Genomic DNA, 21,785 nt, shown 5'->3' on the forward strand with positions numbered 1-21,785 from the left:
TGAGAAGAGAGGGACTGCGGGGGGGCGGGGCTCAGTGCGAGGTGTCGAAGACCTCGTCGCGGGTGGTCGCGAGCGCGGACTCCAACGCGCCGCGCAGCACAGGGTGTTCACGGACGTCGCCGACGACGAGCCGGGGGCGGGCCGCGGCCAGCTCCTCCAGTTCGGCCTGGACGAGGGTGCGCAGCACCTCGCCGCCGGCCGTCAGGGCGGAGCCGCTGAGGACGACGAGTTCGGGGTCGAGGACGGAGACGAGCGAGGCGAGACCGGTGGCCAGCCGGGTCGCGTAGGTGGCGAGCAGCTCCCGGTGGGGCCCGCTCACGTGGTCGGCCGCCCGGGCCAGGAGTTCCGCGGCGGCCTCGGTGTAGGGCCCCGACGGCACGTCCTCGACACCGAGTTCGCGGGCCAGCTTCGGTACGGCCTGGGAGCCGGCCAGCTCCTGGTAGCCGCCGCTGTTGGCCTTGGTCACCTGGCGCACCAGCGGGGTGCCGGGCACGGGGAGGAAGCCGACCTCGCCGGCGCCGCCGGTCCAGCCGCGGTGCAGCCGGCCGCCGAGGACCAGGGCGGCGCCGAGGCCCTCCTGGTTCCACAGCAGCACGAAGTCGCTGTGGCCCCGGGCCGCGCCGAGCCGCTGTTCGGCGAGGGCGACGAGGTTGACGTCGTTCTCGTACTCGACCGGCATCGGGAGCGCCGCCGCGAGGTCGTCGAGCAGCGCGGGGGAGTGCCAGCCCGGCAGGTGGGAGGCGTAGCGCAGCCGGCCGGTGTTGGGGTCGAAGGCGCCGGGGGTGCCGATGACCAGCCGGTGGACGTCGTCCCGGGCCAGCCCGGCGGACTTCACGGCGCCGTCGAGGGCGTCGGTGACCTGCCGGACGACCGGGTGGGCGGGGCGGCGGCCGGGAGTGGGCAGTTCGTACTCGCCGACCGTGCGGCCCGTGATGTCGGCGACGGCGGCGCGGATGCGGTTCGGTGTGACGTCGAGCCCGGCGGCGTACGCGGCCGTGGGGTTGACCGCGTACAGCTGGGCGTTGGGGCCCGGCCGGCCCTCGCTGGTGCCGGTGACCCGGACCAGACCGGCCGCTTCCAGGCGGGCCAGCAGCTGGGAGGCGGTCGGCTTGGACAGGCCGGTGAGCTTGCCGATCCGGGTGCGGGACAGCGGCCCGTGCTCCAGCAGGAGATCCAGGGCGGCGCGGTCGTTCATGGCGCGCAGCACGCGAGGGGTGCCCGGCGTACCGGCGGTTCCTGCCATGGGGGTCGACACCTGCCTTTCCAACTGCCCAGCTTCCCAGTGACCTGGTCATGACGTCCAGTCTTGATCAACGGGCCGCCCGAAGATCACTGTTAGGAAACTTTCCTATTCGGGTGGGAGGAACGTAAGCCCAGGACGAAGAGGGCGTCAATAGACAACGCCCCCGAGGCAACAGAGTCGTTACCTCGGGGGCGTGCCGTGAGGGGGGTGCCGGCCTGCTCGCAGGAGTGCCGGCTCGAAGCGGGTGCCGCTACCTGACCGTCACGTGGTCACCGGCGGAGGTCTTGGCCGCGGTGGTGGCCGTACCCGTGAAGACGAAGCGGTAGGTGCCGCTCTTGCTCGCCGTCACCGTGGTGGACAGGGCGCCCCCGGTGCCGGAGGTGATCGCCTTGACGTTCTTGTACGAACCGCCGTCCGCCTTGAACTGGAGCAGGACCGTCCGGCCCTGGTAGCCCGTGTACTTCAGGCTCTCCCAGTTCGCCCGGGTCAGCTTGCCCTTGACCGTGAGCGTCCTGCCCTTGGACACGGGCTCCGGGGCGGCGTTCGCGGTCAGCTGGGCGGCGCGCCGGACCGTCAGCGGGGCGAGGTTGCCCCACAGGGTCACGTCGGTCTCGTTGTGCAGGTAGTCGTCCGAGACGGTGCCCTCGGCGTGGGCGTACAGGCCCGCGGCCTTCCAGGTGGTGGCGTCCGCCGCCTCGTACAGCGAGTCCTGCGGGTCCACGACGATGGTCTCGGTGCAGCTCTCGGTGACCGTCGTGTCCGTCGTGGCGGTGGTCGTGCAGCTGGGCGCCGTGTCCGGGTCCAGCTCGTTGCCGATGTTCCGCAGCGTGCCGCGGTAGAGGACGACCGCCTGGAACGTCTTCTTCTGGTCGATGACCAGGTCCTTGGGCCGGGTCAGGGTGTACGACACCGGCACGGTCACGGCCTTGCTGATACCGACGACGAGCGGCTTGCCGTTGTTCACGGTCACGCCGGCGAAGGTCAGGTCGGGCGTGCCGGACGCGGAGGCGACGGGCGCGGCCAGGCCGGTCAGAGCCAGGGCACCGGACAGGGCGGCGCCTATGGCGAGCTTTCTCATGTGTATCCCCACATTCGAAACGGGCCCCCGGGCGGCGTCGCGCTCCAGAACAAGGGCCCGTCGTGCAGGCGACACTAAAGGATCACCGGATGCGGAGGGAACGCGGGGTTCCTGTGAAGACGATCTGAATCCTTGATCCGTCACGGGTGCGTCACGGACCTGGTTTCCGCTGGTCAGAGCGCCTAGATTCACCGTTCGTGCCCGACGGAAGACTGGTGCTGCGGCTGTGGCTGAGCGAGTTCGTGAGCTTTGTGCCCTTGATGGTGACCATGGTCCTGGTCCTGGTCCAGGTCGTCGACGACGGCTTCGCCCGGCCGGCGTTCGGTGAGGTGGCTCCCGTCCCCGTCGTATGGGCGGTGCTGGGTCTCCTCGCGGCCCTCTACGTGTACGGGGCCCTGACGCGACGGGCCCGGGGCACCGGGATCCCGGTCACCGTGGAGGCCCTCGCACAGACACAGGAGCACACCTTTCCCGCCGGGCGGGCCGCGCGGCTGAGGGCCGTGCTGGACAGCTCCGAGCGGGCGTTCGCCGTGGTGGGCAGGGAGCGGCTGGAGTTCCGCTGGCGGCCCTTCCGCGGCCGGCGGTCCGTCGCCGGTTCGGTGACCTTCGACGCGTCCTCGGGCGAGGCGCGCGTGCGGATCCGGGCGGGGGAGGGCCTGACGGGCCTGCAGGGGGTGCTCCGGGCGAGTGCGTTCGTGGCGCTGTGTCAGATGGTGAGGATGGTGGGGGCGGAATGAGAAGGCGTCACATCGCGACGGCGGCGCTACTGCTCGGGGCGGTGGCGTGCACGGCGCAGGAGAAGCCGGTCGCGCACGCGACGCCCTCCGCGTCCGCTCCCTCCTGCCGGTCCGGGGTCATCCACTGGCGGACGACCGCGACGGAATGGCGGCTCACCGAGGTCTCCCCGGTGGTGACGGTCGGCAGGAGCGACGTCAGGGCCGGGAAGTACGCGCACTTCGAGTTCCCGGCCGTCCACGTGCGCACGGTGACGGCGAGCGTGGAGACCAGCGCGCCGAGCGTCTCGGACCGGCGCGTCCTGGCCTCGCTCGCCGACCGCCTCGGCGTGGACGTGTCCATGCTCGGCAGGCCCGGACGGACGACCGTGAACCGGAAGCGGGACCTGGTCACGGTCGACCTCCGTGGAGTCCCGGGCCGCTTCGTCGAGGCCGACGGGGTCCACGTCGTACAGGCCGGCTTCACCGTCACCTGCCCCGGCCGTGACGCGGACCTGTACGGCAGCGTGACCACCTGGGACGGCGACGGCAGCGCGCTCCTGCGCTGCGGAAAGCACCCCGGCAAGGACGCCTGGGTCCGCGAGGGCTACCGCCTGGCCTGCGGAACTACTTCGACGCCGGCCGCTGCTGCGGAGTGATCGGCGCAGCAGCCGTCGACTGGGGCGAGTCCGCGTTGGAGTACACCGAGGGAGCCGCGACCGAGGCCGTCGGGTCCGGGGTGTCCTCGATGTCCACCACAGCCGTCGCCCCGCCCACGATGCGGATGCTGGCCGCGTCGAACGCCCGCTTGATGCGCCAGCGCAGCTCGCGCTCCACCGCCACCGACTTGCCGGGCATGGTCTTGGCCGAGACCCGGACCACCATGGAGTCGATCAGCACGCTGTCCAGGCCGAGCACCTCGATCGGCCCCCACAGCAGCTCGTTCCAGGGCTCTTCCTTGGACATCTGCTCGGCGACCTCGTCCAGCGTGGCCTTCACCCGGTCCAGCTCCTCGCCCGACCGCACGGTCACGTCGACGCCGGCGGTCGCCCAGCCCTGGGAGAGGTTGCCGATCCGCTTGACCTCGCCGTTGCGGACGTACCAGATCTCGCCGTTGTCGCCGCGCAGCTTGGTCACCCGCAGCCCGACCTCGATCACCTCGCCGGAAGCCACGCCCGCGTCGATCACGTCACCGACGCCGTACTGGTCCTCCAGGATCATGAAGACACCGGAGAGGAAGTCCGTGACCAGGTTCCGGGCACCGAAACCGATCGCCACACCGGCCACACCGGCCGAGGCCAGCAGCGGCGCCAGGTTGATCTTGAAGGTGGACAGGATCATCAGCGCGGCCGTGCCGAGGATCAGGAAGCTCGCCACCGAGCGCAGTACCGAGCCGATCGCCTGTGAGCGCTGCCGGCGCCGCTCGGCGTTGACCAGCAGCCCGCCCAGCGTGGTGCCGTCCACCGACTCCACGGTCCGGTTCATCCGGTCGATCAGCTTGGTGATCGCCCGCCGCACCACCGCTCTGAGCGTGCCCGCCACGACCACGATCAGCAGGATCTGCAGGCCCATCGCGAGCCAGGTCGACCAGTTCTGCTCCACCCAGCTCGCCGCGTTCGTCGCGCTCTCCTGGGCGTCCTGAAGCGTCGGCACGGCCGGGGCCGTCGACCCCGAGGGAGACGGGGTCGGCGTCGCACCGGCGGCCAGTAGGACGACGGGCAAGGACACGGCAGGTACCTCCAACGTGCTGCGCGGTCCGCTCCGGCGGGGCGGTCAAGGTCACGAAAAGGTCACCGGACGGACAGGACCACCACACTAACGGGGCATTGTGTGTGCACCACCCCGTTCCGCACAGGAGGGCCACAGGAGAGACCGGTCTCACCCTGGCTTGAACAGGCCATGATCCGGGGGATGAATCAGGTGTGGTCGAAAACACTCCCAGCCCGTTACCGGGACATGGTGGCGCTTCCACCAGGCATGAGGGGAGACTGACTGCAGATCGTCCCGGCGCGAGCCACGCGCCGCCGACGCCCAAGGAGGCACCCGTGCCGCATGTCCTGGTCCTCAACGCGTCGTACGAGCCCCTCGGCGTCGTACCGCTCCGTCGCGCGCTCGTCCTCGTCCTGGAGAACAAGGCTGTCTCCCTCGAGGAATCCGGCGCCTATATGCACAGCGCAACCGTCACAGTCCCCGCACCCAGCGTGGTCCGGCTCAAGCGATTCGTCCGGGTTCCCTATCGGGGGCCCGTTCCTCTTACCCGCAGGGCGCTGTTCGCCCGCGACGGGGGCCGGTGCATGTACTGCGGTGGCGTCGCAACCAGCGTCGACCACGTCGTCCCGCGCAGCCGCGGGGGCAAGCACGCCTGGGACAACGTGGTGGCCTCCTGCCGCCGCTGCAACCACGTGAAGGCCGACAAACACCTCGTCGAGATCGGCTGGCGGCTGCGCCACAAACCCGCCCCGCCCACCGGTCTGGCCTGGCGCATCATCGGGACCGGCCATAGGGACCCGCGCTGGCTGCCCTACTTGCAGCCGTACGGCGCGGACGACGCCATGGCCCGGATCGACGGCATCTCAGCCTGACGATCCGGGCCTTCGTGTACCCGGGGCGGCACCCCGGGCGCCTGCGTGGTCCGGCCTCGGGGACCCCCGTGCCCCGGGGCCGGACGTTCCTGCGGCGGTCAGGCGTAGCGCAGCTCCGCCGGGTGCACCGAGCGGCGCAGCAGGGGCAGCGAGCTGGCCGCCGCCAGCAGGCAGCAGGCGTACACGCCCACCGGGACCAGCAGCGCGGCGTACGGCACGGCCTGGGTGACGTAGTCCTGGGTCAGCGCGCCGTACCAGATGCCGATCGCCATCCCGCCCGCGCCGGCGAGCGCGACCGCGGGAGCCAGCGGCAGTGCCGTCTCCAGGAGCAGCGCCCGGCCGAGCACCGCCCGCGGCACCCCGGCGGCGACCTGTGCGGCCAGGCCGCGGCGGCGGTTCGCCAGGGACTCGGCGGTGCCGACGGCGAGGCCGGAGAGGGTGATCGCGAGGGCGACGAGGATCGCGGCGCCGGTCAGGTCGATGCCGGTCGTGTAGAAGGACACGGACATGCCGAGCTGGTTCCGGCGGCTCATCGCGTGCAGGTCGGCGAGGAACGCCTGGCGGACGCCGACGAAACCCGTGCCGACGATCGTGACCAGCAGGACGGCCGCGTGGGTGCGGGCCGCGGCCCACGGGTCGTCGCGCAGCCGCTCCGCCGCGATCAGCGTCGCCGCGGACCGGGCGCGGCCCGCCAGCACCCGCCCGACCAGCCCGGCGGTGCCCCCGGCCAGCCACACGGTGCCCGCCCCGACCGCGATGACCAGCCCGAACACGGTCAGCGGCAGCTGCCCCCGGTCCGTGCTGGAGGTGTTCGCGACCGCCCAGAGCGCGAGGAGCAGGACGCCCAGCACTCCGCCGACGAACAGCAGCCCAGGCCCCCGCCCGCTGCTGGGCCGCACCCGGCGCACCCACCCGAGCGGCGAGGCCACCACCCGGCGCAGCGCCAGCGTGCCGGTCACCGCACCCAGCACCGGCACCCCGAGGGCGACCAGTGCGAGACCGGCCCAGGCCGCGGCGGTCGGGCTGTCCCACTGGCCCAGCAGGAGCGGCACCGCGACGGCGGTGGCGAGGACCGAGCCCAGCAGGCAGGCCAGCCCCGTCTCCAGCGCGGCGATCCGGCGCACCTGGGCCGGTCCGGCGCCGGCCAGCCGCAGCCCGGCCAGCCGCCGGTCGCGGTGCACGGCGCCGATCCGGGCGCACTGTCCGAGGAACCCCAGCACCGGCACCAGGAGAAGCAGCAGAGAGGCGATCACCCCCGAGCGCTCGCCGGGGTTGTCCAGCAGACCGTTGCCGAAGGCCACCCGGTGCTGCCCCCGGAGCGAGGCCAGGGCGACGGCGGTGAGGGCGAACCCCGTCGCCAGCGCGGCCCCGGCGGCGGTGAGCCCGGCCCGCCACCACTCCTGCCGGTCGGAGCCACGGGTGAGCTGCCAGGCGAGGCGCACGTCGGCGGTCACGGTGCCGCTCGTACGGGTCGTCACACCGCCACCTCCGCCGGCACCGCGAGTCCGTCGCTCATCCGCGTCTCACGGTCCGCGTACGCCGCGACCTGGGCGTCGTGCGTGATCAGCAGCACCGCCGTGCCCGCCTCGCGGGCCGTGTGCACCAGGGCCGTCATCACCTGCTCGGTCGCCAGCGAGTCCAGGGCGCCCGTCGGCTCGTCCGCGAAGACCACCTTCGGGCCGGTCACCAGTGCCCGGGCCAGCGCGACCCGCTGTGCCTGGCCCCCGCTCATCTCGCCCGGCCGCAGCTCCTCCTGTCCGCGCACCCCGAACCGCTCCAGCCATGCGCCCGCTCGTTCCCGGGCCCCGGCGCGGTCGGCGCCGGCCAGCATCAGCGGCAGCGCGACGTTGTCCACGGCCGTCAGCTCGGGAATCAGCTGCCCGAACTGGAACACCACGCCGAAGTCGGTACGGCGCAGCTCGCTCAGCCGGTTCTCCGGCAGCTGGTCGAGCCGCTGCCCGTCGTAGGCCACCGCGCCCTCGTCCGGCCGGACGATCCCGGCCAGACAGTGCAGCAGCGTCGATTTTCCGCTGCCGCTGGCGCCGGTCACCGCGAGGATCTCGCCCGCGCGCAGTTCGACCGAGGCGCCGCGCAGCGCCTGAGTCCTCCCGTGCGCCTTGACCAGGTCCCGGCCTGCCAGAAGCGGCACCGAGGAGTCCTCCCTGTTGCTCATGCTGCGTCGACCTCCGCGGTCAGAGTGATCAGCCGGGCCGCCGTGGTGTTCATCCAGCGGAGGTCGGCGTCGAGATGGTTGAGGGCGTAGTCCGCCGAGAGCACGGTCGCCAGATCGGCGCCCGGGTCCGTCTTCACGGCCGTGAGCTGCCGCATCCGCTCCATGTGCGCGGCGCGCTGGGCGCGCAGGTAGGCGGCCGGATCGCCGCCGGAGAGGATCGAGACCACGACCTTGGCGAAGATCTCGTTCGCCACGAAGGGCGCGGGCGGTGCGATCTCCCCGGCCCAGCGGGCCAGTTCGCGCGTTCCGTCCTGCGTCGACCGGTACAGCGTCCGCTCCGGCCCGCCGTCGGCGTCGGTTCCGCCGACCTCCGCGAGACCGTCCCGGACCAGGCGCTGCAGGGTCGTGTAGACCTGCCCGTAGGCCAGCGGACGAGCCTGGGGGAAGCGTTCGTCATGGCGCCGCTTGAGGTCGTAGCCATGGCTCGGCCCTGCCTCAAGCAGCCCCAGAAGGATGTGCCGAGTGCTCATGCAGATCAGTATGCACTGGATACATGTACTGAGTGAATAGTGATCGCCGAACACCTGGCGGGAGTGGCCGGTATGTCGGAAGAAGCACGTTGCTCGTCCGTATAGGTCTGGCATCGCGCCCACGGGGTAGGCCTGCTCTCATCCGCAGACCCGGCAGCACCCGACGTAGCGACAAGGAGGCCCCCGTGGCCGCACCGGCTCATCTCTCGATCCCGGCCCAGTGGAAACCCGTGGCGGAGCCGTCCGCCGAGACCCAAGAGGCGTCCGTCGGTGTCTTCGGCGTATTCAGCGCGGAGAGCGCGAGCGCCGAGGCGCCGCTGACCAGCGAGCCGCCGCTGCCCGACGCAGAGCCCCTCACCAGCGAGCCGCCGCTCGCCGACGCCGCCCCGCTGACCAGCGAGTCCGACCCGGTCCCGGACTTCTTCGGCGCGGGGCTGTAGATGGCCGCGGCGCGCGAGGACGAGGAGCTGTCCCGGCTCGCCGGGCTGCACGGGGTCGCCACTTCCTACAGCCCCGCCCCGGACCGTACGGTCGCGGTCTCCGCCTCCGCCGTGGCCGCCGCCCTGGCCGCGCTCGGCGTCGACGCGAGCACCCCGGACGCCGTCCGCTCCGCACTCGCCGAACGGGAGCGCGAACTACGCGCGCGGCTGCTGCCGCCGACGGTGGTCCAGTGGGCCGGCACCAAGGGGCCGCCCGCCGCCTTCGCCGCCTTGCCGCCCGGCACCCGGCTGCGCGTCGAGACCGAGCAGGGAGAGGAGCGGGACGGGATCGAGGGGCTGCCCACGGGTGTGCACCGGGTGAGCGCCACCGCACCCGACGGGCGCACCGGACACGCCCATCTCATCGTCGCCCCCGACCGGCTGCCCGCCCCCGCCACCCGCTCCTACGGCCTCCTCGTGCAGCTGTACTCGCTGCTCTCCCGGCGCTCCTGGGGCATGGGCGACCTCGCTGACCTCGCCGAGCTGGCCGGCTGGGCCGGGCGCAGTGCCGGAGTCGGGTTCCTGCAGGTCAATCCGCTGCACGCGGCCGTACCCGGGACCCCGACCGACCCGTCCCCGTACCGGCCGTCCTCGCGCCGCTTCCCCGACCCCGTGCACCTGCGGATCGAGGAGATCCCCGAGTTCGCGTACATCGAGGACCAGGGCCGCGTCCGCGCGCTGCTGGAGCGCGCCGAGCGGCTGCGCGCCGATGTCCTCGACAAGGGCGCCCTCATCGACCGGGACGCGGTGTGGGAGCTGAAGCGGCAGGCCCTGGAACTGGTCGTCCGGGTCCCGCTCGGACCGGGACGGCAGGCCGCGTACGACGCCTTCCGCGCCGAGGAGGGGCAGGCGCTGGAGGACCACGCCACCTGGTGCGCCCTCGCCGAGACCCACGGCCCCGACTGGCACGGCTGGCCCGAGGGGCTGCGCGACCCGCGCTCCGCCGAGACCGCCCGCGCCCGCGCCGAACTGGCCGACCGGGTCGGCTTCCACGCCCGGCTCGCCTGGCTCACCGACGGCCGGCTCCGCGCCGCCCAGCGCGCCGCCCGGGAGGCCGGCATGCCCGTCGGGATCGTCCACGACCTCGCCGTCGGCGTGCACCCCGGCGGCGCGGACGCCTGGGCCCAGCAGGACCACTTCGCCGCCGGCATGTCGGTCGGCGCCCCGCCCGACGCCTTCAACGCCCGCGGCCAGGACTGGGGTCTGCCGCCGTGGCGCCCCGACCGCCTCGCCGCCTCCGGCCACGCCCCCTACCGCCACCTCCTGCGCGCCCTCTTCCGCTATGCCGGCGCCCTGCGCATCGACCACGTGATGGGCCTGTTCCGGCTCTGGTGGGTGCCCCGGGGCTGCCCGCCCACCGAGGGCACCTACGTCCGCTACGACGCCGACGCCATGCTCGCCCTGCTCCTCCTGGAGGCCTCCCGCGCCGGATCCGTGGTGATCGGCGAGGACCTGGGCACCGTGGAGCCGGGGGTGCGCGAGACGCTGCAGCGGCGCGGGGTGCTCGGCACCTCCGTGCTGTGGTTCGAGCGGGACTGGGAGGGCGACGGCCGCCCGCTGCCGCCGGATCGCTGGCGCGCCGACTGCCTGGCCACCGCCACCACCCACGACCTGCCGCCCACCGCCGCCCGGCTCACCGGCGACCACGTCGACCTGCGCGACCGCCTCGGCCTGCTGACCCGCCCGGCTGCCGAGGAGCGCGCGGAGGCGACCGCGGACACCGCGGAGTGGCTCGCCCTGCTGGGCAGCCTGGGCCTGCTCGACAGTCCGGCCGCCGGGCCCCCGGGATCCGACGAGGAGGCGGAGATCCAGGGCGTGTACCGCTTCCTGCTGCGCACCCCGGCCCGCCTGATCGGCGTCTGGCTCCCGGACGGCGTCGGCGACCGCCGCCCGCAGAACCTGCCGGGTACGTGGGACCAGTACCCGAACTGGCGCCTGCCGATCGCCGACGCGGAGGGCAGGCCGGTGCCCCTTGAGGACCTGACGGCCTCGCCTCGACTGCGGGCACTGCTGGAGGCGCTGAGGGAGGGCGGGTCTGCATAGGGCACCCCGGACGCGCGGCCTTCCTGGGCGTTCGCTAACTTGAGAGCGTGGACAAGAAGAACGCCCTGCGCGCCGGCGCCCTGGCCGCCGGTACGACGCTGATGATGCTGCTCATGTCGTCCCCCGCGCTCGCGCTGACCCGCGACGACGGTGACGACCCCGGCACGGGCCTGAGCGTCGGCGCGACGCTTGGCCTGTATGTGCTGCTGCCGCTGGCACTGTTCGCGGGTATCGCGGGGCTGGTGATGCTCCTGGACAAGTCCAAGATGCGCGTGGTCAAGCCCAGTGCGGCGAAGGCCAAGGCGAAGGCCTGAGCGCGGACCTGATCTCTGCCGGGGGCGCCGTCCTGCCGCATGTGTGCGGTGGGACCGGCGCCCTCGGTGCTTTTTCCGGGCCGACATCTGTTTCACGGGGATTGCCGAGCCGTCTCCTGTGCACGCAACGCAGAAGGGATCGTCTGCGGCCAGACCGAGTTCGGCACCTGGCGGCAGAGGGGCGACGCCCGCATCCTCAGGCATCGCCGTCATCGCCGTCATCGCCGTCGACCCGGCCTACGATCCGGCGCAGCGGCAAGGGCCCCCGGAGTTCGCCCGGCAGAACAGCGTCGTCGTGAACTGGATCGCCTGCCCGCCGTGCACGTGAGGCGCGGGACCGCTGGGCGCTGACCCACCCCGCTCCACCGGGCCTCCGCTCCACCGGGCCTCCGCTCCACCCGGCCTCCGGCCGCCCACGCAGCCGCGGTTCGTACGACGTGTGCGAGCCGCGGCTGCCGTGCGTCGTCCCGGCCGGCTCGGCCCGGAGCCGGCTCAGGGGCTGGGCGCCGTCAGGTAACGCTGCACCGTGGGCGCGAGCCACGCCACGATCTCCTCGGGGCGCAGTGCCACGGTGGGCGGCAGGCGCAGAACGTAGCGGGTGAGGGCCAGCCCGAGCAGCTGCGAGGCGCAGAGCGCGGCCCGCGTGGGCACCTGCTCGGGGTCGGGGCACACCTGCAGGGCCACCGGCAGCAGCTGGTCCCGGAAGATGCCCTGCATGCGTTCGGCCCCGGCCTGGTTGGTGGCGCCCACCCGCAGGACGGCCGTGAGTTCCTCGTTCTCCTCCCACAGGTCGAGGAAGTGGGTCACGAGGGCCCGGCCGACCTCGTCCCGCGGTACCTGGGTCAGGTCCGGCAGCCGCAGGTCGAGGGCGACGGCCGCGGCGAACAGGCCGTCCTTGTTGCCGAAGTACCGCATCACCATCGACGGGTCGATGCGTGCGTCCTTGGCGATGGCGCGGATGGTGGCCCGCTCGTAGCCGTCGGCGGCGAAGCGCTCGCGGGCGGCGGTGAGGATCGCGGTGCGGGTGGCGTCGGAGCGGCGGCGGGCGCCGGGACCGGAATCTGTGCTGCTGCTGTCACTGCCGTTCATGCCAACGAGCGTAGGCCAACATTCGTAGGCCAACAAGCGTTGACACTTCTGAGGGGGCGTCGCTAATCTCGTCAACGAGTGTTGGCAAACAAGCGTTGGCGGCAGGAGGTCATCATGAGCGGCACCAACAGCACCCCGAGCCCCGTGGTCATCGTCGGCTCCGGCCCCACCGGCCTCCTCCTCGCCGGCGACCTCGCCACCGCCGGCGTCCCGGTCACCGTCCTCGAAAAGCGCCCGCACAAGATCAGCAACCTGTCCCGCGCCTTCGTCCTGCACGCTCGCACCCTCGAGCAGCTCGATGTCCGCGAACTCGCCGACGACCTGGAAGCCGTCGGCCAACCCCTGGACCGGCTGCGCCTCTTCGGTCGGCTCACCATCGACCTCGGCGCCCTCCCCTCCCGCTTCAACCACCTCCTCGTCCTCCCGCAGTACGAGGTGGAGAAGGTGCTGGAGCGGCGCGCGGTCGAGGCGGGCGTCGACTTCCGGTACGAGACCGAGCTGACCGGCCTCACCCAGGACGCGGACGGTGTGACGGTGCAGGCCCGCGGACCCGGGGGCCGGACGGAGAGCCTGCGGGCCGCGTACGTCGTCGGCGCCGACGGCATGCGCAGCGCCGTACGGGACGCGATCGGCCTGCCCTTCCCGGGCAAGTCGGTGATCCGCTCCGTCGTCCTCGCCGACGTGCGGCTCGCCGAGAAGCCCCCGACGCTGCTCACCGTCAACGCCGTCGGTGACGCCTTCGCCTTCCTCGCGCCCTTCGGCGACGGCTACTACCGGGTGATCGGCTGGCACCGCGGCCGCAACGTCCCCGACCGGGAGCCGCTGGACCTGGCCGAGGTCAAGGAGATCACCCGCCTCGCACTCGGCAGGGACTTCGGGATGTACGACGCCCGCTGGATGTCCCGCTTCCACAGCGACGAGCGTCAGGCGCCCGCCTACCGGGTCGGCCGGGTCTTCCTCGCCGGAGACGCCGCGCACGTGCACACCCCGGCCGGCGGTCAGGGCATGAACACCGGGCTGCAGGACGCGGCCAACCTGAGCTGGAAGCTCGCCGCGGTCGTCACCGGCCACGCGGACCCGGAGCTGCTCGACAGCTACCAGGCCGAGCGCCACCCGGTCGGCAAGGCGGTGCTGCGCAGCAGCGGCGGCATCGTCCGCCTCGCCATGGCCAAGCGCCCCTGGACGCTGGCGGCCCGCGCCGCGCTCACCGCGTTCCTCAACGCCGTGGGCCCGGCCCGCCGCAGGGTCGCCGGCCAGGTCACCGGCATCGGCTACCGCTACCCCGCGCCCCGAGGCGCGCACCGCCTCACCGGAACCCGCGTCCCGGACGTCGTCCTGGCCGGCGGCGGCCGCCTCTACGAAGCCCTGCGCGGCGGCCGGTTCGTCCTGGTCACCCCGGAGCCGTACGAGAGTGGGCGCGGGGGGCGGCTCACCGTGGCGCGGTGGGCGAGCGACCGTCGTACGACGGTGCTGGTGCGACCCGACGGATACGTGGCCTGGGCGGCGGACGCCGCGGACGCGGCGCGGATCGAGATGGCCGTGGACGAACACGTCGGCGGGCCTTCGGACGCAGGGGATTTCCGTTGATCGAGCCGCCTATGGGGCGTGTGCCGAATGTGCTGGTCACAACAACTCGTTGATGGCCGCTACCAGGGGCGCGGCCGGCTGTGCGGAAGGGAATGCGCCGAGCCGCAGGAAGAACAGCGGCCGAAGAGCCCGCTCCTTGACGGGGCGTCTCCGCAACACCATCTCCCAGGCGTGTGGCGGGAGTTCGGTCCGCCTTCGAGGAGAGCGCGACTTGCCTCTTCGTCCGGAGTCGTTCCCTGTCGCCGCTGTGTTCGGGGAGGGTACAAGGATGCATATGACGAATAATCATTTCGTCATATTCACCACTTGAACCATCATGTACGCCCTTGTGTGTCAATGGCATATTCGCTGTACTCGAATCGGGCGAGATGAACCCCTGTTCCGGAGGCGGTTCTCGTGGAACGCCCAACGAGCTTCCGCCCTGCACGGGCGGGGAATCGACGGCCCTTTCTTCTGGTCACGGAGCGGGATCCCCAACGTGACTTCTCGGTGGAAGACCGTACCGGCCGCCGCCCGAAACGACCCGACGATCAGCACCGGCACTGTGAGGACATGGTGTCCCCGCGGCCGCGCGACGGAAGGGGCCTCGCCCGGGCGGGCTTTGGGCGGCCTTGTCTCCAGGACCCCGGGCATTCCGCACCCGATTCAGACTTTCTTCCGTCGGCAGGCGGCGGAAGACGAGCACCCGCGAAGGAGCAAGTCCCATGGCCATCAGCATCAGCCCGAACCAGGGCCCGCAGGGGGGCGGCACCACCATCACCATCACCGCCACCGTCGCCCTGCCGCTCACCGGCATCACCGTGTACGTCAACGGCACGTCAGTGGCGTTCACGAGGGTCGACAGCACGCACATCACGTTCGTCCTGCCGGCCGGCTGCGGCGTGGCGACCGTGTACATCCACACGGCGGGCGGTGACAGCAACAAGGTTCCCTTGTACTACATCTCTCCCCCCATCGAGACGGCCATCACACCCAGCACCGCGGCGGTGGGGAGCACCGTCGCCATCACCGGGTACAAGCTGCTCACCGTGACCGGGGTGACGTTCGGCGGAACCGCGGCGACCGGTGTGAGCGCATCGGACGACAACACGATCAGCGCCACGGTGCCGGCGGGCACCGGGACCGTCCCGGTCGACGTGACCACTCTGGGCGGCTCCACCGACGGTCTCAACTTCGAGTACCTGGCGGGAATCCCGACGGTCGCGTCCATCACGCCGACGTCCGGCTCGGCAGCCGGCGGCAACACGGTGACCTTCACCGGGACCAACTACACCAGCACGACGGGCGTGGACTTCGGCACCGGCAATCCGGCGACGGCCTTCGCCGTCGTCAACGACACCACTCTGACCGCAACCGCCCCGGCGGGCACGGGAACCGTCGACGTCCACGTCACCAACCCCGCCGGTACCAGCACCGACGTCGTGACCTACGACTACATCGCCGGCCCGTGAGCCCGGGCGGCGAGCCCGGCGACCGTCACCGGGCCCGGACTGCGGGCCGCTCCGCACACTGAGGGAGGAGCGGCCGCAGCCGCTCCTCCCGTCCCCGGACGACCGTCGGATCCGGGCCGATCCCGGCCCGGATCCGAAACCTCCCGCTGTACCGAGCCGTCCACCAGGCCCGGACGGCCATAGCGCCCGACCCCCGAGCAGGGGTACCCGCCGCCCGTGGCCGGGAGCCGTCACGACATCCCGAGGGCACCGCCCGCACCCGCCGCAGGCCCTGGCAAGGAGGCACCATGAACATGTCCCACGACCCTCGCCCAGAGGCAGGGATTGTCCCACCCAGGCCCATGTTGGCAGCCGTCAGGGCCGATCAGCGGTGCGGCCCGGAAGGTGTCGCGGTCAGCCTCCGCGGGAGTGGTTTGACCGGTGCGACAGCGGTGAGGTTCGGTGCCGCCGACGCTGCGTCGTTCAACGTTCTGTCGGACACGGCCATCCGCGCAGTGTGCCCGGCAGGCGGTGGAACCGCGCGGGTCACCGTTACCGGTCCGGGCGGTACGAGCAACCCGGTCCTGTACGCGGACCTGGCGGCGCCGGCCCTCACGTCCCTGGCTCCCGGTCAGGGGCCGACCTCGGGTGGGACCGTGGTGACGCTGACCGGCAGCAACCTGACCGGGGCGACAGCGGTGGCCTTCGGTGCCGTGGCGGCCGTGTCGTTCACGGTGGTCTCCGCCACCCAGGTCACCGCCACCGCGCCGCAGGGAGCCGCAGGCCCCGTCAACGTCACGGTCACCACTCCCGGCGGTACCAGCAACAGTCTCTCCTACACCTACGTCGCGGCGCCGGCCCTCACGTCCCTGGCTCCCGGTCAGGGGCCGACCTCGGGCGGGAGCGTGGTGACGCTGACCGGCAGCAACCTGACCGGGGCGACAGCGGTGGCCTTCGGTGCCGTGGCGGCCGTGTCGTTCACGGTGGTCTCCGCCACCCAGGTCACCGCCACCGCGCCGCAGGGAGCCGCAGGCCCCGTCAACGTCACGGTCACGACCCCCGGCGGTACCAGCAACAGCCTCACGTACTTCTTCGTCGGCGCGCCGACCCTCACCGCGCTCACTCCGAGCCTGGGCCCCGGCGGGGCGGTGACGCTGACCGGCACCAACCTGACCGGGGCGACCGCAGTGACCTTCGGTGCCGCGGCGGCCGTGTCGTTCACGGTGGTCTCCGCCACTCAGATCACCGCCCTCGCTCCCGTCGGCAGCGGCGTCGTCAACGTCACGGTCACCACCTCGGGTGGCACCAGCAACAGCCTCTCCTACACCTACGTCGCGACGCCGACCCTCACCGGCCTCGTTCCGATCCAAGGGCCGACCTCGGGCAGGACCGTGGTGACGCTGACCGGCACCAACCTGACCAACACCACCGCCGTCAAATTCGGCACCGCGGCGGCCGTGTCGTTCACGGTGCTCTCCGATTCCCAGGTCACCGCGGTCTCGCCACCAGGGCCCGTGGGCCCGGTCCAGGTCACGGTCACCACCCGTGGCGGCACCAGTGGTGGTCTCTCCCACTACTACGTCGGCGCGCCGGCCCTCACCGGGCTCGCTCCGAGTCAGGGGCCGACTTCGGGTGGGACCGTGGTGACGCTGACCGGCAGCAACCTGACGGGGGCGACAGCGGTGGCCTTCGGTGCCGTGGCGGCCGTGTCGTTCACGGTGGTCTCCGCCACCCAGGTCACCGCCGTCGCTCCGGCCGGCGGCGCGGGCCCGGTCCAGGTCACCGTCACCACTCCCGGCGGTACCAGCAACAGCCTCGCGTACTTCTTTGTCAGTGCGCCGGCCCTCACCGGGCTCGCTCCGAGTCAGGGGCCGACCTCGGGTGGGAGCGTGGTGACGCTGACCGGCAGCAACCTGACCGGGGCGACAGCGGTGGCCTTCGGTGCCGTGGCGGCCGTGTCGTTCACGGTGGTCTCCGCCACCCAGATCACCGCCACCGCGCCGCAGGGAGCCGCAGGCCCCGTCAACGTCACGGTCACCACCTCGGGTGGCACCAGCAACAGCCTCTCCTACACCTACGTCGCGACGCCGACCCTCACCGGGCTCGCTCCGAGTCAGGGGCCGACCTCGGGTGGGAGCGTGGTGACGCTGACCGGCAGCAACCTGACCGGGGCGACAGCGGTGGAGTTCGATGCCGTGGCGGCCGTGTCGTTCACGGTGGTCTCCGCCACCCAGGTCACCGCCACCGCTCCGGCCGGCGGCGCGGGCCCGGTCCAGGTCACTGTCACCACCCCCGGCGGCACCAGCAACAGCCTCACGTACAACCGGATCCAGTCACCCTGAGCTCGGGACGGATCACAAGGTCTACCAAGCCACGCCCAAGGCCTGTTCGGCCGACTCTCGAACGGGCGACGGCGACCGTACGAATCTCGCACCATCGTGGTCAGGGCTCAGAACTGCGCCAGCACCTCCCGCTCGCCGATCTTCGGGTCGCCCGGCGACCACGGCACCGGCATCCCGGCCGGGGTGCACAACAGGTACGGCCGCAATCCCCGGAAGAACCACGCTCAAGCCGCGTCAACGCTCCTCCTTCTCCGCAAGGCGAGCGTGTCACGACAAGATCGATGTCAGACACGGCCCAGTGCTGGCCTAGTGCTCCGCGCCCCGCGTCCCCGCCAGCAACTCCCTCAGCAGGCCGGCCAGTTGGTCGGCCTGTTCGGCTTCGAGGGAGGACAGGGCCGCGGTCTGGACGGCGAGGCCCGCGCCGACCGCCTGGTCGATGACGTCCAGCCCCTTCTCGGTCAGCGTCACCTGGAGGCCGCGGCGGTCGTGGGGGTCGGGGGAGCGGCGCAGCAGGCCGGCCCGTTCCAGCTTGTCGAGACGGCCGGTCATGCCGCCGGTCGTCAGCATCAGCGTCGCCGAGAGCTGGCGCGGGGAGAGGGTGAACGGCTCGCCGGAGCGGCGCAGGGTCGCGAGGACGTCGAACTCGCCGCGCGAGATGCCGTAGGGGGCGTAGGCCTTCTCCATGCGGTCGCCCATGGCGCGGGAGAGGCGGTAGATCCGCCCGAAGACCTCCATCGCCTTCGTGTCCAGGTCGGGCCGCACCCCCGCCCACTGGTCGATGATCGCGTCGACGGGGTCCCTGTGCTGCTGCCGGCCTGCGCTCATGTGCCGAGTATCGCCGTCCGGACGGTCACCCGCAAGAAAGTAGCTTGACGAAAAGTAGCTTAGAGCTAAGCTACTTCCCATCAAGTCATTTCGAAGGGGGAACCGTCGTGAAGAGGAAGCGCGGGGAGAGCGAGCGCATAGCAGGGGAGTGGGCCCTGCCCGTCGCCGCCGCGGTCAACGGCGTCGGCACCGGCATGTACATCCCGTTCACGCTGGTGTTCTTCCACTACGTCACCGGGCTGTCCTTCACGGTCGTGGGCGCCGTGCTCACGGTCACCGGTCTCGTGGGCATCGGCGCCCTTCCGCTCGCCGGGACGGCCGTGGACCGGTACGGCGCGCAGCGCGTGCTGTACCTGCTCTACGGCGTCCGGGTCGTCGGCTTCGCCCTCTTCCCCTTCGTCCAGTCCCTCGCCGCCTTCGCCGCCGTGGCCCTGGTCACCGCGGCCGCCGACCGTGCCTTCCCCGCCGCGCAGCAGTCCCTGATCGGTGAGGTGGCACGCGGGACCGGGCGGGACCGGCTGCAGGCGTCGACGCGCGCGCTGCAGAACGCCGGCAACGGAGCGGGCTCGCTGCTGGCCACGCTGGTCATCGCCTTCGCGGGCAGCACCGGATACACCTACGCGGCCTGGGGCAACGCCCTCTCCTTCGCACTGGCGGCGCTGCTGCTGCGCCCGCTGAGGCCGGTGCCCGCGGCCGACGAGGCCGAGGCCCCGCTCCCACGCCGGTCCGGCGCCGGATACCGGCTCGTCCTCGCCGACCGGCCCTTCCTGGTCGTCACGGGCGCCAACTTCCTGAACGCGCTGAGCTATTCGGCCCTCTCCGTACTCTTCCCGCTGTTCGTCGTGGAGTGGCTGCACGGGCCCGCGGTGTTCACCGGTGCCGCGTTCACCATCAACACCGTGCTGTGCGCGGTGGCCGGCGTCTTCGTCGGGGCGCGGGTCCGGCGGGCGGGCGCCCGGCGCACCCGGGCCGCGGCGCTGGGCGGGACCCTGTTCGCGGCCGCCTTCGCCGCGCAGATGGTGCTCGGCACCCTGCGTCCGAGCTCGGGCACGGTCCTGGGCGTCGCCCTGGTCGCCGTGGTCCTCCTCTACACCCTCGGCGAGCTGATCCACAGCCCGGCGGCCGCGGTGCTCGCCGTGTCGGCGGCGCCCGAGGCGGTGCGCGGGCGGTACATGGCGGCCTATCAGATGTCCTGGTCGCTGGCGAAGGCGGTGGCGCCGTCCCTGTTCACGTCCCTGCTCGCGCTGGACGGCCGGGCGCCGTGGGCCGTCCTGGTCCTCACCTCGGCGGTGGCCGCCGCCCTGCTGATCCGGGTGGAGCGCCGACTGCCGGCGGAGGCGGTGCGCCCCCAGCCGGTGACCGTGACCCACGGCGGCGCCCCGGCTCCCTCGCCCGTCACGGCGTAACACCCACCTCTCCCGAACCCGAAGGGACTCGGCCATGAAGCGCCCCGTGACCATCCTGCTCACCGCCCTCGCCCCCGTCTCCTGGGGCACCACCTACGCCGTCACCACCCAGTTCCTGCCGCCGGACCGCCCCCTGTTCACGGGGCTGATGCGGGCCCTGCCGGCAGGGCTCGTCCTGCTGGCGGCGACCCGGGTGCTGCCGCGCGGCATCTGGTGGGCGAAGGCCGCCGTGCTGGGCGCGCTGAACATCGGCGCCTTCTTCCCGCTGCTGTTCGTGTCGGCGTACCGGCTGCCCGGCGGGATGGCCGCCGTAGTCGGCTCGGTCGGACCGCTGTTCGTCGTCGGCCTCTCGGCGCTGCTCCTGGGGCAGCGGCCCGCCGCGCGCACGCTGGTCGCCGGGGTGGTCGCCGCGTTCGGCGTGAGTCTCGTCGTACTCAAGGGGGCCGGCGCCCTGGACGTGATCGGGGTGCTCGCGGCCGTCGCCTCCACCGCCTCGATGGCCGCCGGGACGGTGCTGACCAAGCGGTGGGGCCGCCCGGACGGGGTCGGCCCACTGGTGCTCACCGGCTGGCAGCTCACCGCGGGCGGCCTGCTCATCGCGCCGGTCGCCTTCCTGGTCGAGGGCGCCCCGCCCGCGCTCGACGGCCGTGCGGCCGGCGGCTACCTCTACCTGGCACTGGCGAACACGGCGCTCGCCTACTGGCTCTGGTTCCGCGGCATCGGCCGGCTCAGCGCCACCCAGGTCGGCTTCCTCGGCCCGCTCTCCCCGCTGACCGCCGCCGTGGTCGGCTGGGCGGCCCTCGGGCAGGCGCTCACGCCCCTCCAAGTGGCCGGCATGGCGCTGGCGTTCGGGGCGACGCTGGCCGGGCAGCTGGGCACGGGACGACGCCCGTCGTTCAGCTCTACTGAACAAACTGCTCCAAAAGATTCGATGGACCTGACTGGTCGGGCGCTGCGACGGTAGGTGCACACCCACCACCGAAAGGACCTTTGTGGCCACGGCCTCGCACCAGACCGCCACCACCCCTGTCACGCACCCCCGGAAGGCCGCCGCCCCCGTGCTCGGCCTCGCCCTCGCCGCCCTCGCCACGGTCGTCTGGTCCGGCAGCTTCGTCACCTCCCGCGGACTGGCCGACAGCGTCCCGCCGATCCAGCACGCGTTCTGGCGCTGGGTGATCGCCCTGGCGGCCGTGGCCCCCTTCGGCGCCCGCCCGGCCTGGCGGCAACGGAACCTGATTCGACGCCACCTCGGCCACGTCCTCCTGGCCTCCCTGCTCGGTGTCGCCGTCTACAACACCCTCGTCAACCAGGCGGGCCTGACCACCCCGGCTGCCACGATGGGCATGATCATGGCCGCCTCGCCGGTCCTCATGGCGGTGTTCGAGCGACTGGGCGGCGTACGGCTCGGAGCGCGGCGGACCGCCGGACTGCTGACCGCCTGCGCGGGCGTGCTGCTGCTCATGGGCGGTGGCGCGAGCTTCGGCGCCGGTGACCTGTGGATGATCGCCGCGTCCTGCTGCTTCGCCGCCTACAGTGTGCTGCTCCGCCGCAGGCCCGCCGAACTGGACGGTACCGGCTTCCTGTTCACCACGTTCCTGATCGGTGCGGCCCTCCTGCTGCCCGTACAGGCGGCGAGCGTGGCCGTCCAGGGCGGCTTCGCTCCCAGGCCCGCTACGGTGCTGCCCCTGCTGTACGTCGGCGTGGCCTCCTCCGCGATCGCCTTCTTCGCCTGGAGCAAGGCCATCGCCCTGATCGGCGCCGCCCGCGCGGGCATCGTCTACTACCTCCAGCCCGTGTGCGTGGCCGTCCTCTCCTGGGCCCTGCTCGGCGAGAACACCGGCCGGCCCCAACTGCTGTGCATGGCACTGATCCTGGGCGGAGTGATGCTGGGCGCGGCTTCCCGTAGGTGACGGCCGGGTCCGCCCGCCCTCCGGTCGCGCCTGAGGCCGGC

Annotated in this window: 20 protein-coding genes; 12 read left to right on the top strand and 8 right to left on the bottom strand. The window is 72.5% G+C overall.

Annotation, left to right across the window (positions count from 1 at the left end):
- Positions 1-31: 31 nt before the first annotated feature.
- Positions 32-1,243: an ROK family protein gene (locus ACIF83_RS01890; RefSeq protein WP_393464712.1), complete on the bottom strand. Its 1,212-nt coding sequence runs from the start codon at positions 1,241-1,243 to the stop codon at positions 32-34.
- A gap of 250 nt (positions 1,244-1,493) precedes the next feature.
- The gene (locus tag ACIF83_RS01895; RefSeq protein ID WP_399722792.1) at positions 1,494-2,321 is read right to left on the bottom strand and encodes a hypothetical protein; all 828 of its coding nucleotides are present in this window, start codon (positions 2,319-2,321) and stop codon (positions 1,494-1,496) included.
- Positions 2,322-2,518: 197 nt separating this feature from the next.
- Between ACIF83_RS01895 and ACIF83_RS01900 the strand changes: the two genes are divergently transcribed.
- Both ACIF83_RS01900 and ACIF83_RS01905 read left to right on the top strand, forming a co-directional pair.
- Complete coding sequence (locus ACIF83_RS01900) at positions 2,519-3,058, top strand: hypothetical protein (protein ID WP_399722794.1); 540 nt, start codon at positions 2,519-2,521, stop codon at positions 3,056-3,058.
- A complete protein-coding gene (locus tag ACIF83_RS01905) occupies positions 3,055-3,693 on the top strand; it encodes a hypothetical protein (protein WP_393464721.1) in 639 nt (212 codons plus the stop codon). The genes ACIF83_RS01900 and ACIF83_RS01905 overlap by 4 nt, the downstream gene beginning before the upstream one ends.
- On the opposite strand, the gene ACIF83_RS01910 is transcribed toward ACIF83_RS01905, so the two are convergent.
- Positions 3,662-4,762, bottom strand: a complete 1,101-nt coding sequence (locus ACIF83_RS01910; RefSeq protein WP_393464724.1) for a mechanosensitive ion channel family protein — start codon at positions 4,760-4,762, stop codon at positions 3,662-3,664. The genes ACIF83_RS01905 and ACIF83_RS01910 overlap by 32 nt on opposite strands.
- A gap of 317 nt (positions 4,763-5,079) precedes the next feature.
- Between ACIF83_RS01910 and ACIF83_RS01915 the strand changes: the two genes are divergently transcribed.
- Complete coding sequence (locus tag ACIF83_RS01915) at positions 5,080-5,616, top strand: HNH endonuclease (RefSeq protein WP_393464726.1); 537 nt, start codon at positions 5,080-5,082, stop codon at positions 5,614-5,616.
- Between the two features lie 98 nt (positions 5,617-5,714).
- On the opposite strand, the gene ACIF83_RS01920 is transcribed toward ACIF83_RS01915, so the two are convergent.
- From ACIF83_RS01920 to ACIF83_RS01930, 3 genes are read right to left on the bottom strand one after another with little or no spacing between them, the layout of a single operon-like run.
- Complete coding sequence (locus ACIF83_RS01920) at positions 5,715-7,094, bottom strand: ABC transporter permease (protein ID WP_399722797.1); 1,380 nt, start codon at positions 7,092-7,094, stop codon at positions 5,715-5,717.
- A complete protein-coding gene (locus tag ACIF83_RS01925; protein ID WP_393464732.1) occupies positions 7,091-7,789 on the bottom strand; it encodes an ABC transporter ATP-binding protein in 699 nt (232 codons plus the stop codon). The genes ACIF83_RS01920 and ACIF83_RS01925 overlap by 4 nt, the downstream gene beginning before the upstream one ends.
- Complete coding sequence (locus tag ACIF83_RS01930; RefSeq protein WP_393464735.1) at positions 7,786-8,319, bottom strand: PadR family transcriptional regulator; 534 nt, start codon at positions 8,317-8,319, stop codon at positions 7,786-7,788. Before ACIF83_RS01930 ends, ACIF83_RS01925 begins: the two co-directional genes overlap by 4 nt.
- Before the next feature lie 185 nt (positions 8,320-8,504).
- Between ACIF83_RS01930 and ACIF83_RS01935 the strand changes: the two genes are divergently transcribed.
- The 3 genes from ACIF83_RS01935 to ACIF83_RS01945 are packed head-to-tail and all read left to right on the top strand — an operon-like array spanning position 8,505 to position 11,155.
- On the top strand, positions 8,505-8,759 hold the full coding sequence (locus tag ACIF83_RS01935) for a hypothetical protein (RefSeq protein ID WP_393464739.1): 255 nt from the start codon (positions 8,505-8,507) through the stop codon (positions 8,757-8,759).
- The gene (gene malQ / locus ACIF83_RS01940; protein WP_399722800.1) at positions 8,760-10,841 is read left to right on the top strand and encodes a 4-alpha-glucanotransferase; all 2,082 of its coding nucleotides are present in this window, start codon (positions 8,760-8,762) and stop codon (positions 10,839-10,841) included.
- Between the two features lie 47 nt (positions 10,842-10,888).
- Complete coding sequence (locus ACIF83_RS01945) at positions 10,889-11,155, top strand: hypothetical protein (protein WP_398140932.1); 267 nt, start codon at positions 10,889-10,891, stop codon at positions 11,153-11,155.
- 492 nt (positions 11,156-11,647) lie between these two features.
- Here the strand turns inward: ACIF83_RS01945 and ACIF83_RS01950 are convergent, their stop codons facing one another.
- Positions 11,648-12,244: a TetR family transcriptional regulator gene (locus ACIF83_RS01950; protein ID WP_399722803.1), complete on the bottom strand. Its 597-nt coding sequence runs from the start codon at positions 12,242-12,244 to the stop codon at positions 11,648-11,650.
- A gap of 114 nt (positions 12,245-12,358) precedes the next feature.
- Here ACIF83_RS01950 and ACIF83_RS01955 point away from each other — a divergent pair, with 114 nt between their 5' ends.
- The 3 genes from ACIF83_RS01955 to ACIF83_RS01965 all read left to right on the top strand — a co-directional run bounded on the left by ACIF83_RS01955 (position 12,359) and on the right by ACIF83_RS01965 (position 17,603).
- Positions 12,359-13,831 carry an FAD-dependent monooxygenase gene (locus ACIF83_RS01955; RefSeq protein WP_399722805.1) on the top strand — a complete coding sequence of 491 codons (1,473 nt, stop codon included), beginning with the start codon at positions 12,359-12,361 and terminating at the stop codon, positions 13,829-13,831.
- A gap of 704 nt (positions 13,832-14,535) precedes the next feature.
- Positions 14,536-15,282, top strand: a complete 747-nt coding sequence (locus ACIF83_RS01960; RefSeq protein ID WP_393464754.1) for an IPT/TIG domain-containing protein — start codon at positions 14,536-14,538, stop codon at positions 15,280-15,282.
- Positions 15,283-15,857: 575 nt separating this feature from the next.
- On the top strand, positions 15,858-17,603 hold the full coding sequence (locus ACIF83_RS01965) for a beta strand repeat-containing protein (protein ID WP_399723143.1): 1,746 nt from the start codon (positions 15,858-15,860) through the stop codon (positions 17,601-17,603).
- A 306-nt stretch (positions 17,604-17,909) separates the two neighbouring features.
- Here ACIF83_RS01965 and ACIF83_RS01970 read toward each other — a convergent pair whose 3' ends face one another.
- On the bottom strand, positions 17,910-18,428 hold the full coding sequence (locus ACIF83_RS01970) for a MarR family winged helix-turn-helix transcriptional regulator (protein ID WP_393464762.1): 519 nt from the start codon (positions 18,426-18,428) through the stop codon (positions 17,910-17,912).
- A 107-nt stretch (positions 18,429-18,535) separates the two neighbouring features.
- Here ACIF83_RS01970 and ACIF83_RS01975 point away from each other — a divergent pair, with 107 nt between their 5' ends.
- From ACIF83_RS01975 to ACIF83_RS01985, 3 genes are read left to right on the top strand one after another with little or no spacing between them, the layout of a single operon-like run.
- Positions 18,536-19,834: an MFS transporter gene (locus tag ACIF83_RS01975; protein WP_399722808.1), complete on the top strand. Its 1,299-nt coding sequence runs from the start codon at positions 18,536-18,538 to the stop codon at positions 19,832-19,834.
- 34 nt (positions 19,835-19,868) lie between these two features.
- Positions 19,869-20,798: an EamA family transporter gene (locus ACIF83_RS01980; protein WP_393464768.1), complete on the top strand. Its 930-nt coding sequence runs from the start codon at positions 19,869-19,871 to the stop codon at positions 20,796-20,798.
- A gap of 28 nt (positions 20,799-20,826) precedes the next feature.
- A complete protein-coding gene (locus ACIF83_RS01985; RefSeq protein ID WP_399722810.1) occupies positions 20,827-21,744 on the top strand; it encodes a DMT family transporter in 918 nt (305 codons plus the stop codon).
- The last annotated feature ends 41 nt before the right edge of the window (positions 21,745-21,785 follow it).

Source organism: Streptomyces sp. NPDC085866 (assembly GCF_044541035.1).
In the GTDB taxonomy this organism is placed as follows: Bacteria; Actinomycetota; Actinomycetes; order Streptomycetales; family Streptomycetaceae; genus Streptomyces.